Raw genomic sequence first — 12,529 nt, 5'->3', positions numbered from 1 at the left:
GCTTTTGAAGTTGCTTTAAAAAATCAGTGAGATCATTTCCCGTTTTGAACTGTTTTAAAAAAATCGTCCTTGAATAAATCTTATTGGTTCATGTCAGTGTAAAACTTAAAATAAAAAAGGCTTAGGTCATCACCCAAGCCTTTTTTAACTACTTACACAGGTAGTGAGATACTATCATTATAATCAAAATCAATACTTTATTTACACCCTTAGATCCAACTCACGATAATTTAAGGGCTATATTAATTTATAAATTCTAACACTTCATCCTTTCCATAATAGCTATACTCTATAGAAATTCCTTTTGAGGTTTCATAAGCAACACCCATAAAGTCAGTAGTTTCTACAAAATAACAACCTCCTTTACTTTTTTTGAGTGTTCCTATTAGACCTTTGTTTTTATAAATATCAAAACCTGTTTCTGTAGAAATAATAAAATACTCTTTTGATTTAGTTCTATACATTTTTTCTTTTACAGCCTTAATCCTATCTGTTCCAGTAGACTGTTTTGTATCATTAATTTCTTTTTTAAAACTTGGCGCCGCCTCGTTCTTTTCTTTCTCAACAACCGTAAGGTTCTGCGCTTTTTTAAGCTCTTGTTTTACCACTTTGTTTACTTCATTATAAGTATAAGTAATCGTATCAAAAGAGGTCATGGCATCTCTTAATGCTTCAAAATAAGCTTTTTGATTAGATTTTGTTGTCCCTACACCTTCTTTAGTTTCAAAAACAGTTGATCCAGAGCAGTTCTCTAATCGCAAAGTCAAGTATCTCTTAAGTGTTCCTGATTCGTCCATTTTCAAATGAAGTACGTCGCAGGATTCAGGGTTAATGTCTTTGGGAAGAAGGTTTGAATTTATTAAAACATTAAAATTTCTTTTTTTGAGCTCAAACACGGCTAGATCATTCAGTCTATATTCGTTGGGTTCTGATTGAAAATCATATTGATTTTGCACAAGAATGTATTGGTATTTATTCAAATCTTGATTTTGTCCTCTAACATATAGAGAACAAATAGTTACAAGAAGAAGGATTGAATTTTTCATAGATATTTTATTCTGTTCAAAAGCCTCTAAAAACCAATTTTTGGTAATACATATAGAGAAGTATTCTCGCTTTCGCGAAAGCGGTAAATTACAAATTAACATTTTAAAGAAAAGGATTTTTATAAGAATTCCTATTGCCATAGTTGTAAACAAAACTTCTCAAAAAGACCTTAACATCTTATCTTTGACACTTACACGCCATTCCAACTAATACGATGAAAAAATTAGAGCTCCTCAAGAAATATTTTGGTTACGACAGTTTCCGTCCCTTACAAGAACAAGTCATAGACGATATTATTGCAGGCAAGGATCTTATGGTAGTCATGCCTACTGGTGGAGGAAAATCCATGTGTTTTCAATTGCCTTCCTTACTTCTAGAAGGTATTACTTTAGTCGTATCGCCGCTTATTGCTTTGATGAAAGATCAAGTAGATGCGCTGCGAGCTAATGGTATTCCTGCTTCATATTACAACAGTTCACAGGATAGCACTCAACAAAATGAGATGCTGGAAGAATTGCGATCTGGTCGTTTAAAACTAATTTATGTCGCTCCAGAAAGCATAGGTTTATTGAATAATCATTTGCAAGAAATTCCAGTTTCTTTAATAGCTATTGATGAGGCACATTGTATTTCTACATGGGGACACGATTTTAGACCTGCTTATACACAATTATCATATTTCAAAACCAGTTTCCCTGATGCTAACCTTATTGCACTTACCGCAACAGCAGATAGAGCAACACGAGCAGATATAAAAAAGCAATTAGGCATTCAAAATGCACAAGAATATATAGCCTCTTTTGACAGACCTAATCTTACCCTAGAAGTACGTCCTGGGAATGAACGTTTGCAACAAATGCGTCGTTTTCTCAAAAAATTTAAAGACGAATCTGGTATTATTTACTGTTTAAGCCGTAAAACCTGTGAATCATTAGCAAGTAAAATCACCGCTTATGGTTTTGATGCAGCAGCTTATCATGCTGGATTGAGTCATGAAGAGCGTGAAAATGTGCAAGAAACCTTCATTAAAGACGAATTAAAAATTGTGTGTGCGACTATTGCCTTTGGGATGGGAATCGATAAGTCAAATGTGAGATTTGTCATTCATTACAACATGCCTAAAAACATAGAAGGCTACTATCAAGAAATAGGTCGCGCTGGTCGTGATGGTATGGATTCTCATGCGCTACTTTTTCACAGCTATGCAGACGTGATCCAGCTGCGTAAATTTGCTGACGGTAGCGGTAATGCCGAAGTTCAAATAGCCAAGCTAGAACGCATGAAACAATTTGCCGAAGCCCTTACTTGTAGAAGAAAAATGTTGCTTTCTTATTTTAACGAATACCTGGAAGAGGATTGTGGTAACTGTGATGTCTGTTTGAACAAGCCAGATTTCTTTGACGCTACTTTACAAGCTCAAAAAACATTGAGCGCAGTGGTTAGAACGGGCGAACAAGCTTCTTTAAACTTATTGATAGATGTGTTGCGTGGCGCGGCAAATGCGGCTGTGATGGAAAGTGGTTTTCAAGACATTAAAACCTATGGTGCAGGAAGAGATGTTTCTTGGAACAACTGGCAACAATACATCGTGCAAATGATCAATCAAGGATTGATTGAAATTGCTTTTCATGAATTGAATCATTTAAAAATCACACCACAAGGAAGAGAAGTACTTTTTGATGGTCGTAAAGTATCGCTTGCCGTGATACCTAAACCAGAAGAACTAGCTGCAAAAAGAGCTCAAAAAACACAAGAAGCACTACCTACAGAAGTAAATCGTGATCTTTATGAAGCATTGCGCAAAACGAGATTACAACTGGCAAATGCTAGCAACCTTGCCCCTTATATGATTTTTAGCGATGCGACTTTAAAAGACATGGCAGCAAGAATACCGCTGGACGATAATGAATTTGCAGATATTACTGGTGTAGGAACTCATAAACACAATACCTATGGAGTGCCATTTTTAAGAATGCTTAAGGAATGGAAAGACGATCGTAAAGAAGACTTTATCTACAGAGAAGAGGTCGCAAAACCGAAACGTAAAAAGAAGACTTCTACCGGACCTAAAAAAGACACGGTGATGGAAAGTGTAAAGTTGTTTTGGGATGGTAAAACAGTTGATGAAGTGGCAGAGATAAGAGGTTACCAGCCTTCTACGATCTTGGCACATCTTACTAAAAGATATGAATCTCATAACGACATCGATCTAGAAAAATTGATCGATGATAAGGACTACGATCTCATGGCTGAAGACTTTGATCAAATAAAAGATGAAGAAAGCCTTAAAGCCGTTTGGGAACATTTTGATGGCGCCATTGATTATGGCTCGCTGCGTATAGGCCTTAGTTTATTGAAAGAGAGGATGGAGATTTAAAACACAAGTTATTGGATAAAAAAACCGCCTGGGTTTTAGGGCGGTTTCTTTGATGACTCTATGTATGGTTAAAAACTGTTTGAAAATCGAGTTCCCATATATCTTACTTTAGTAAGCATATACTCCTTATCTATTGGAGTTTTTTTAAATTGATGAGGAAATTTATTTTTAATTACTAATTTAAAAGTAATATCTTGATTTGAAAACCATTTATGTAGTTCAAAAGGCTCTTTATTAACGAGTTTAGATACGTCTAAGAGTTCCAATTTTGAAAATTCTTCTTTAGATATAAATCTCTCAAAAGTAATTTGAAATTGAAATATTTCAAATTTAAATTTGTTAATGGAACTATTTGGTTTCTTAATCGTGTAATCAAAATAATCCTTGGCATCACATAAGTTCAATCTCACCGAAGAAGAAATGCTATCATGAATGATTATTTCATTCTGTGCGAAAGCTAAGTTTTGTAAAAAAGCAAAAATAATAATTAATCTGTACATATTTTAGTATAGTTTAAATTAATTTCAGAAGTTACTAATTCAATCAAATTTATTTGTGACATGGTAAGATTCTGATATTCTGCCGTTTCCTCAAGTCCATTCCAAGAAAAACTCTCCATAATTTGAACAGTTGTAAGCGATGAAAGTGGAGAGGTTGAAACAGGAAAAGGAGCAATAGGATCATTTAAGAAAGCATTACCATCTAAAAGAGAAGAAATAAGATTTTGTCTAACTACATCAATTGTAAATAAGTTATGTACCCATTGACTATTGTTGGCTGAATTTAAATTGTACCAATTTACCATATACGCATAATAATTGTCTTCAAAGCTTGTGCCAACAGGTGGATTTGAACTGAAATTATAGATATTCATATTTGTATCAATTTGTGTGAACATGCCTAATTGTATACATCTCTCCATTAATTCTGCATGGACTATTTCATGCAATAGAACTAAGGCTGTTTCTAGATTAGACATTGTATTAAGAACATTGGGATCAAAAACTATTTTATGCTTTCTTCGATTATTTAAATTCGCATCATAATTTAATTGAGTTAAAGCTGCAGCCCCATCACCTCCTAAAGTGATGTAACTTGATAGATCTGACATTAATAATTTAACACCAACCGTTTTGTCAGAACCAAAATTATCATGTATAAAACTTGATGAAAAAGTTGGGGAAGAACCTTTCAAAATATTAAATACGCACTTAGCGCGACCGGTTAACTGATTAATTAACTTATCGTCAAAATACACTTCTGTATTTGGATCTTCTTCCATTGCAATGATCGCTTCTATAGCAAAGGCTTGTGCCTCTGGAGAGTGGTTTTCTTCTAATAAGAAGTTATCTATTTGTTCTATAAGAGCTGCTTGTGCTGGATCATTGATAAATTGTAGTTGGATTCTTGTTAGTGTTAACGTTAGTGAATTTAAAAATGCAGTAGTTAATGGAGAAATAGCATCGCCGTTGCCACCAGCTATAGGCATCGTACCATTACCGCAATCTGCCATAAGACTAGGGACACAAGGGTTATTCCCACCTGATATGCCACCACCACCTCCGTTTCTAGGATTTCCTGCATCAAAATCAAAAGACATCTCTTCTTCTCCTGCTGTTGGGCATGGGCCGTACTCTACATCTATATAGTATATATTCCCTCCTACACGACATGGACCATTATCTCTATCAACATCACTTGGACTATGATTGTTCCCATCGCTACATTCCCAATTACCTGAAACCCCTGTAATACAACTACCACTATTTTTTGTTTGAAGTCCAATAAAATAACGAAGCACTTCTGTATCAAAAGTATGGGAAGAGTTAATTACTAATCTACCAGAAAAACCATTATGAATAGAAAGAGCACTAGGTTCATAACGAAATAAATTACTATTTAAAACGGTATTATTATTATCCAATGTAACAACAAGATTATAAAAATGATTGTTAACAGATTGATTATTTATAACTTTAAAAGTAATAGTCGTATTAGAAACATTCTCAAATAAACCTATGTGATTTAGATCAATTTGAAAGTTTAGGGAATCTGTATTTTTGGTAACACTTTGGTAATTATTCCTTCCTGCTTTTTTTATTAATTTAAAAACATCTTTTGTTTTGATGTCGCTTGGTAGTTCTTCAAATGTTACTTTAGAGAATTTACTTTCTCTTTTAATTTCATTTTCTACTACTGACTCATCACTTTCACAAGCAGTCAAAGAAATAATTAATGTCAGTAATACTAGTATATACTTTGCCCATTTTAGTCTTTTGGTTGTTTGCGTTTTTGCGTTTAGCATTAATAAATAGATTTCTTTAAAACTACAATAATTTATTCTTTTTTAAATGGGTGTTTATACCCAAATAATAATACTAAGTATCATACCACAAAACAAAAAACCACAAAAGCCAGAATGATTTCTGGCTTTTGTGGTTTTATAAATGTATAATTAATGCTGTCTACCTCCCTACCACGGCAGGATTTACCCAACTAAATGTAGCAGACTCTTCTGGAATTGTTATTCTTTGAGAGATGCGTTCCATACGTGCTGGTAATTTCATAAGATAATCGCGAGCTTTTTCTGCCTCCTCCGTAAGGTTAGTCATCGCAGCAATCTCCCATTGCTCTATAAGTTTTTGCATGATGTCTATATAATCTTGCGCTGTGTAAACACCTATGCGTTGTGCGCTATTTGAAAAGTCTTCAAAAGCAGAACCTATACTCTGACCTTGTTCTCTTAAAAACATGGCAGGCATCACGATCTTATGTACCATCATTTCTTTAAAAGCCACCATCATATTGCTAGCGTCTACTTTGAAGATTTCCTTTACAAAAGTACTGTATGCTTTATGATGGCGCATCTCATCCCCTGAAATAATACGACACATTTTAGAAAGCGCAATGTTTCCATAACCACGAGCTAGTTTTGCTACACGATTATGAGAAATATAAGTAGCTAATTCTTGAAAACTGGTGTAAATAAAGTTTTTATATGGATCACGATCAGTACCTATATCAAAACCATCAGTAAGTAAGTGATGTGTTGTAATTTCTACCTGGCGCATGTTAACACGTCCAGATAAATACAAATATTTATTAAGCACATCACCATGACGATTTTCTTCACCTGTCCACTGACGTACCCATTTAGACCAAATATTCCCTTTTCCTTCTACTTGATTAATCCCTTCAACATCCATTAACCAGGCCTCATAAGTAGGCAAGGCTTCTTCTGTAATGGTATCACCTACTAGCGCTACCCAGAAGTCGTAAGGAAGTTCTTTGGCTAATTCTCTCAACTCTTTCACCTCTTCAAAAAAAGTATCTTCTTGAGAATTAGGTAAAAAATCTGTTGGTTGCCATATTTTATCCACAGGAATCAAGTATTCATCCATAAAAGATTCTACTTTGCTTTCTAAAGATTGCATCACCTCGATGCGTATATTTTTAAGGGGCTTCATCATAAGAACAATGTTGTGTTGTAAAGATAGTCGTTTTGAATTTGTTCCGCTTTCGCGAAAGCGGAATTTAACTCGTATTAGAACGCAGTAGAAGTAATGCTATTATGCACTATCTCTTGTGTTTCTAAAATTAATTCTTCATGATCTCTTCCTTGTATAGGAATAGGTTCGTGAATAGTAAGGTTGATTTTATTACCTATACCGTACGGAAATTTACCATATCGGTCTACTTTCCAGCTATTATTAACCGTTACTGGCACAATTACAGCTTCGGGAACATATTTAAATATTGTTTTTAAACCATTTGTTTGAAAAGGTTTAGGAATACCTGTTCTACTGCGAGTACCTTCTGCAAAAATAACAACACTGCGTTTTTTTTCATGTACATTTTTTGCAAATGAAATTAATGCAGTAATTGCCTGTTTACGGTCTTTGCGATCAATAGCGCAATTCTCTCCTATTCTTAGGTTAAGCGAGATACTTGGGATTCCTTTTGCTAATTCTTTTTTGGCAATAAATTTTGCATGGTAATTTCTTAAATAGTAAATCAACGGTGGAATATCAAACATACTCTGATGATTACAAACAAACACATACGACGGACCAACTGGTAAATCTGTTTTATAATTAATGCTGAATGTATTGAACAAAGGCAACTGTGACTGCATCAAGAACCAGTTGAGAATATACACACTTTTACGATGTGCATTGTAACCCCATACTTTATAAGAGATGAGCTGTATGGGATGAAAAATAACCAAAAACAGAAAAAACAGCAAGAAGTGTATAACTGTTAACGGATATGATATAATTTTTTGCATCCTGCAAAGGTAATTTGTTCCTATAAATGTTAGAACGAGATGGCTTTAAATCGATATGCATGCATAGTAATTAGCTGTTAGCTGTTAGCTGTTAGCTGTTAGCTGTTAGCTGTTAGCTGTTAGCTGTTAGCTGTTAGCTGTTAGCTGTTAGCTGTTAGCTGTTAGAAACATAAAAAATAGAAATAGATTGAGAATGTTTTATTTAATCAAAAATCATAAAAAAAGTGCTTTTGTTTTCACAAAAGCACCTTCCGTTTATAATGATTACTGATTAACAGTTCTCGTTATAAGCTTCTTTAAGGTTTTCAGCAATCATTTCTGCTGGTCTACCTTCTATATGGTGACGTTCTAACATATGCACTAACTCACCGTTTTTGAACAATGCCATAGATGGAGAACTAGGTGGAAAAGGTATCATCGCTGCTCTTGCTGCATCTACCGCTTCACGATCTACTCCTGCAAAAACAGTTACTGTATGATCTGGTTTCTTTGCATTATCTAGAGACATTTTTGCTCCTGGACGTGCATTTGCTGCGGCACAACCACATACTGAATTTACTACTACAAGAGTAGTTCCCTCCTTGCTTAACGCGTCTGTTACGTCTTTTCCTGTATATAAGTGTTCAAATCCTGCCGTTCCTAAATCGTCACGCATAGGTTGAACTAATTCTGCTGGGTACATAGTATAAATTTTTTACAAAGGTAAAGACTTCTATCTACTTAAAAAATAGAGCTATGATCATTTAAGTTTATTATAAGAATTGTTTTATAGATAGTTGGTGAGTTAGTGAGTTAGTGAGTTAGTGAGTTAGTGAGTTAGTGAGTTAAGTTTTAAAAATAATAGAAGACTAAAAAATAATCTCATTGCAATTTTTCCAGAATAAGCTTAAGAGTAGGATGAAATAATAATCTGTAAAAAGAGTTTTAATTCCACGATTTTTTCTGGTTCAAATTCGAGTTAAGATTTCCACACATCCGTTTACAAATGTTTAGTATCTTTAAAAATACTTTTAAATGATTGCTATGGCAAAGAAGAAGTGTCCAGAATGTAAAGAGGATGTGCGTGGTAGAGCAGATAAATATACTGTAGTGATTACTGCCGTAATGTGGCTAACAATAAATTAAATCGCGACAGCAACGCATTAATGCGTAATATCAACAATAGATTACGTAAAAATCACCGCGTTTTACAGGAACTTAATCCCAAGGATAAAACAAAGCTTACTAGAAATAAATTGCTTGCTGCAGGTTTTGATTTTAATTTCTTTACCAGTATTTACACAACAAAAAAAGGCACCATATATTATTTTGTTTACGATCAAGGATATTTACCAATGGACGACGATTATTATTTATTAGTCAAAAGAGATTGATCAATAAATCATAAACACAGACGTTACATCTTAAAAACATAAGTTTCTATATGGACTTTACTTCAAATAAAAACGCATATCGCTGGGTAATGATTACTGCAGCAGTAGTTTTTACGTCATTAATTTTATGGAATACCTATGATTTTTTTCAGAAATTAAAAGAAAATGAACGTAAAAATATTCAAGAATTTGGTATTGCAATTACAGATTTAGAAAACCAATCAAAAAATGCAGATTTAGGTGAGTTAGGATTAACGGTAATTGGAAATACATCTTCTATACCTATGATACAAGTAAGCTATAAAGGCGAATTGTCTTCTAATAATTTACCAGAAGAAATAGAAAATGATTCTTTGGCACTATTAAAACTTATAGAGGTCTACAAGTTAGAGAACGATCCGATTATAACTAAATTTGAAGGAAAACTTTTTAGTACTACTTATTATGGAAATAGTGATGTAATCAATAAAATCAAATATTACCCAATGGCACTGGTGGTTATCATGTTATTGTTCTTTTCGGTTATTTGGTTTTTTTATAGATCTAATAAAGTAGGAGAACAAAATAAACTTTGGGCAGGAATGGCAAAGGAAAGTGCTCACCAAATAGGAACGCCGCTTTCTTCACTGGTAGGATGGACCACAATTCTAAGAGAGACAGATATAGAGCCATCTTATGTAGATGAAATGGAAAAAGATATCAATCGCCTGAAAATGATTACCGATCGTTTTTCTAAAATAGGCTCAATTCCTAAACTTACAGAAGTAGATATTGTCCATCAAACAAAGCAAGCTGTGGAATATATCGCAAACAGGTCTTCAAAGCTTATTAGGTTTGATGTCGATCTACCCGACCAACCTATTCGTGTAAAACTTAACGAACCGCTTTTTGAATGGGTCATAGAAAATCTTATTAAAAATGGAATAGATGCAATGAAAGGTAAAGGAGAAATTTCTATTTACCTAAAAGCAGACGTTTACAACGTATTTATCAAGATAAAAGATACTGGAAAAGGAATACCTAAAAGTCAGTGGAATCAAGTTTTCAAACCTGGATTTACAACAAAAAAACGCGGTTGGGGCTTAGGCTTGTCGCTTGCACAACGTATTATTAAAGATTACCATAAAGGTAAAATACGTGTTATGGAAAGTAAAAAAAATGAAGGAACTACCTTTGAAATTACTTTAAATAAAATTTAAAAGTTCTTTTATTAACCGTTCCATATTTAACTTCTAGGTAAGGTGACCGTAAATGTTGTTCCTTCTCCATGTATAGTTCTCATTTCAATAGTTCCCTTGAAATTTTCTACAATTTGTTTTACCATAGCGAGACCTAATCCCATACCACTGTTTTTAGTAGTAAACTTTGGCTCAAATATTTTAGTTTCATTTTCTGGTAAAACGCCTGTTCCCTTATCAGAAACTGTTAAATAGATATTTTGATGATCGTGTTTTATAGATACTAGAATGGTGTTCTGTCGATCTGGATGACTGGCTTGAATAGCATTTTTAACAAGGTTTGTTACCACTCGTATCAATTGTGTTCTATCAAAGACGGTTTTTAAAGATGGGGCATCCTCATGGTAATGAATATTAGATTCATTGAAAATATCTAAGGCTAATTGGGTAACCATACATACATCTGTTTCTTCATTCTTTTGCGCAGGCATAGTTGCATATGCAGAAAAAGCACTAGCAATATTGCTCATCACATCAATCTGTTCAATGATCGAGTTAGAATATTCATTCAATTTCTCTCGGGCCTCAGGATCAGTGGGATCAAATCTACGTTGAAAGCTTTGCACCGTTAAACGCATAGGTGTCAAAGGATTCTTTATTTCATGAGCTACTTGTTTTGCCATTTCTCTCCAGGCTTGTTCTCTCTCGCTGGTAGCAAGTTTCACAGCACTTTCTTCAAGCTCTTCTACCATTTTATTATAAGATGACACAAGTGTATTGATTTCTTCAGTTCCTTTATGGTCTATTTCCAGTTTGCGATTGCGTTTTGAAATATCCAGCTGTTTTAAATTATCAGAAATGCTCCTTATGGATCTTGTAATATATCTGGCCAAGAAATAACCGAGAATCAGAGAGATACAAAACATTAATGCATAAACTAATGCAAGTCTTTTCAAAAATTCCTCTAGTTCATAATTCATGAACTCGTCATTCTCAATATAGGGTAGATTGAGAATTGCTATTTTTTTAAATTTATTATCAATCAGATAGGAATAACTAGATCTATAGCTCTGTTCATTTTTTTCAAACTCTTTTACAAATCTTCCATCTTCTGCATCGCTGAGCTTTAGTAAAATTTCTTTCGATATCTGACTGCTAATGCTGTCGGTTAAAAATTGTGCTTTTGAGCTTTTTCTTAAACCTCCATTTAAGTCATATATATTCACAGGCATGCCGTGAACCGTGCTTATAGAGTAAATTCTCTTTTTAAAAATAAGAGATATGTTTTTTGTGGCTACCTCATAATCCGTCTCTCTCAACACATTAGCAATATCTGTTTTAATAGCAGCCTCTTTACGTAACAAACGTTTTTCATGATAATCTTTAGCTTGTTCTTTAAATTGATAAATGGACATTCCAGCGATAAGAACACTGGCAATTATAGTAAGCACCATCATGGAGAAAAAGATGCGGTTTCTAAGGCTATTAGTATACAATTTCATTAAAGTAAAAATAACAATAATTAAGCCAGTTGTTATTTAGAGCTATTTTTTAGTAAATGAATAATTAAAAAATTGCTTTCGCGAAAGCGAGAACAACAATCACAAGTAAAACTTAAAAGATATAAGGAGATTAAATAACTTTGCACTATGAAAATAGACAATCTAGAACAAGGCTATTACGGTATAGGAATTATGCATGGTAAAACACCTGAAAATTTAGGAGTTCTATGGCGTACTGCTCAAAATCTAGGTGCTAACTTCATTTTTACAATAGGTAAACGATATTCTAAACAAGCTTGTGACACGCATAACGCTGTAGGTGCTATCCCTTACTTTCACTATAAGACATTTGATGATTTTTTCTCTCATTTACCTAAAGGAGCTATGATAGTAGGTATAGAATTGACTGATGAAGCAATCACATTAGAAGAGTTTAAACATCCTCGTAATTGTGTGTATTTGTTAGGTGCAGAAGACCACGGACTTACGATAGAAGCTATCAAAAAATCCCACCACATTGTAAAATTTAATACTCCAAAGAGTCTTAATGTAGCTGTTGCAGGAAGCATTATAATGTATGACAGAAGCGTTAAGGGAACAAGCATCTATTTAGGTGGAAAAGCCACTTAAACGCAGATAGTACATTCTCAAATACCGCAATTGAATCTATTGTCACTAATTTTAATAGAGAATCAGTTGTTATATGATAGCTTTGTTTAGGTTTTATAAGCATATGATTTGCTCTAAGTATTCTAAAAAGTTTA

At 33.8% G+C, this 12,529-nt stretch carries 10 protein-coding genes and 1 pseudogene; 4 read left to right on the top strand and 7 right to left on the bottom strand.

Features of this window, described 5'->3' with window-relative positions; all coding sequences use genetic code 11:
* Positions 1-242 precede the first annotated feature (242 nt).
* Positions 243-1,187 (bottom strand): hypothetical protein, encoded by a 945-nt coding sequence (locus tag ACTF54_RS13305; protein WP_438969566.1) that lies wholly within the window; start codon positions 1,185-1,187, stop codon positions 243-245.
* Positions 1,188-1,261: 74 nt separating this feature from the next.
* On the opposite strand from ACTF54_RS13305, the gene recQ reads away from it, so the two are divergent.
* The gene (gene recQ, locus ACTF54_RS13300; protein ID WP_438969565.1) at positions 1,262-3,424 is read left to right on the top strand and encodes a DNA helicase RecQ; all 2,163 of its coding nucleotides are present in this window, start codon (positions 1,262-1,264) and stop codon (positions 3,422-3,424) included.
* A gap of 68 nt (positions 3,425-3,492) precedes the next feature.
* On the opposite strand, the gene ACTF54_RS13295 is transcribed toward recQ, so the two are convergent.
* From ACTF54_RS13295 to ACTF54_RS13275, 5 genes are all read right to left on the bottom strand, one after another.
* Entirely contained in the window at positions 3,493-3,924 is a 432-nt protein-coding gene (locus tag ACTF54_RS13295) for a hypothetical protein (protein WP_347202302.1), read from the bottom strand.
* Complete coding sequence (locus tag ACTF54_RS13290) at positions 3,912-5,729, bottom strand: hypothetical protein (RefSeq protein WP_438969564.1); 1,818 nt, start codon at positions 5,727-5,729, stop codon at positions 3,912-3,914. The genes ACTF54_RS13295 and ACTF54_RS13290 overlap by 13 nt, the downstream gene beginning before the upstream one ends.
* 160 nt (positions 5,730-5,889) lie before the next feature.
* Positions 5,890-6,894, bottom strand: a complete 1,005-nt coding sequence (locus tag ACTF54_RS13285; RefSeq protein WP_347197315.1) for an acyl-ACP desaturase — start codon at positions 6,892-6,894, stop codon at positions 5,890-5,892.
* A gap of 74 nt (positions 6,895-6,968) precedes the next feature.
* On the bottom strand, positions 6,969-7,712 hold the full coding sequence (locus ACTF54_RS13280) for a lysophospholipid acyltransferase family protein (protein WP_347197314.1): 744 nt from the start codon (positions 7,710-7,712) through the stop codon (positions 6,969-6,971).
* 271 nt (positions 7,713-7,983) lie between these two features.
* Complete coding sequence (locus tag ACTF54_RS13275) at positions 7,984-8,394, bottom strand: BrxA/BrxB family bacilliredoxin (RefSeq protein WP_347196516.1); 411 nt, start codon at positions 8,392-8,394, stop codon at positions 7,984-7,986.
* Positions 8,395-8,735: 341 nt separating this feature from the next.
* Between ACTF54_RS13275 and ACTF54_RS13270 the strand changes: the two are divergent.
* A pseudogene (locus ACTF54_RS13270) lies at positions 8,736-9,085 on the top strand (hypothetical protein).
* 50 nt (positions 9,086-9,135) lie between these two features.
* On the top strand, positions 9,136-10,284 hold the full coding sequence (locus ACTF54_RS13265; RefSeq protein WP_347196514.1) for a sensor histidine kinase: 1,149 nt from the start codon (positions 9,136-9,138) through the stop codon (positions 10,282-10,284).
* A 26-nt stretch (positions 10,285-10,310) separates the two neighbouring features.
* Here ACTF54_RS13265 and ACTF54_RS13260 read toward each other — a convergent pair whose 3' ends face one another.
* Positions 10,311-11,765, bottom strand: a complete 1,455-nt coding sequence (locus ACTF54_RS13260; protein WP_347196513.1) for a sensor histidine kinase — start codon at positions 11,763-11,765, stop codon at positions 10,311-10,313.
* Between the two features lie 147 nt (positions 11,766-11,912).
* Between ACTF54_RS13260 and ACTF54_RS13255 the strand changes: the two genes are divergently transcribed.
* Positions 11,913-12,395 carry an RNA methyltransferase gene (locus tag ACTF54_RS13255; protein WP_347196512.1) on the top strand — a complete coding sequence of 161 codons (483 nt, stop codon included), beginning with the start codon at positions 11,913-11,915 and terminating at the stop codon, positions 12,393-12,395.
* The last annotated feature ends 134 nt before the right edge of the window (positions 12,396-12,529 follow it).

The sequence above is a fragment of the Nonlabens sp. genome, assembly GCF_965657255.1.
GTDB lineage: Bacteria > Bacteroidota > Bacteroidia > Flavobacteriales > Flavobacteriaceae > Nonlabens.
Note: the sequence above shows the minus strand (reverse complement) of the source record. Positions and strands in the feature narration are given on the sequence as shown.

Coding starts and splice junctions, on each gene's coding strand:
- ACTF54_RS13305 (WP_438969566.1), bottom strand. CDS start 1,187: ATGGCAATAGGAATTCTTATAAAAATCCTTTTCTTTAAAATGTTAATT.
- recQ (WP_438969565.1), top strand. CDS start 1,262: ATGAAAAAATTAGAGCTCCTCAAGAAATATTTTGGTTACGACAGTTTC.
- ACTF54_RS13295 (WP_347202302.1), bottom strand. CDS start 3,924: ATGTACAGATTAATTATTATTTTTGCTTTTTTACAAAACTTAGCTTTC.
- ACTF54_RS13290 (WP_438969564.1), bottom strand. CDS start 5,729: ATGCTAAACGCAAAAACGCAAACAACCAAAAGACTAAAATGGGCAAAG.
- ACTF54_RS13285 (WP_347197315.1), bottom strand. CDS start 6,894: ATGATGAAGCCCCTTAAAAATATACGCATCGAGGTGATGCAATCTTTA.
- ACTF54_RS13280 (WP_347197314.1), bottom strand. CDS start 7,712: ATGCAAAAAATTATATCATATCCGTTAACAGTTATACACTTCTTGCTG.
- ACTF54_RS13275 (WP_347196516.1), bottom strand. CDS start 8,394: ATGTACCCAGCAGAATTAGTTCAACCTATGCGTGACGATTTAGGAACG.
- ACTF54_RS13265 (WP_347196514.1), top strand. CDS start 9,136: ATGGACTTTACTTCAAATAAAAACGCATATCGCTGGGTAATGATTACT.
- ACTF54_RS13260 (WP_347196513.1), bottom strand. CDS start 11,765: ATGAAATTGTATACTAATAGCCTTAGAAACCGCATCTTTTTCTCCATG.
- ACTF54_RS13255 (WP_347196512.1), top strand. CDS start 11,913: ATGAAAATAGACAATCTAGAACAAGGCTATTACGGTATAGGAATTATG.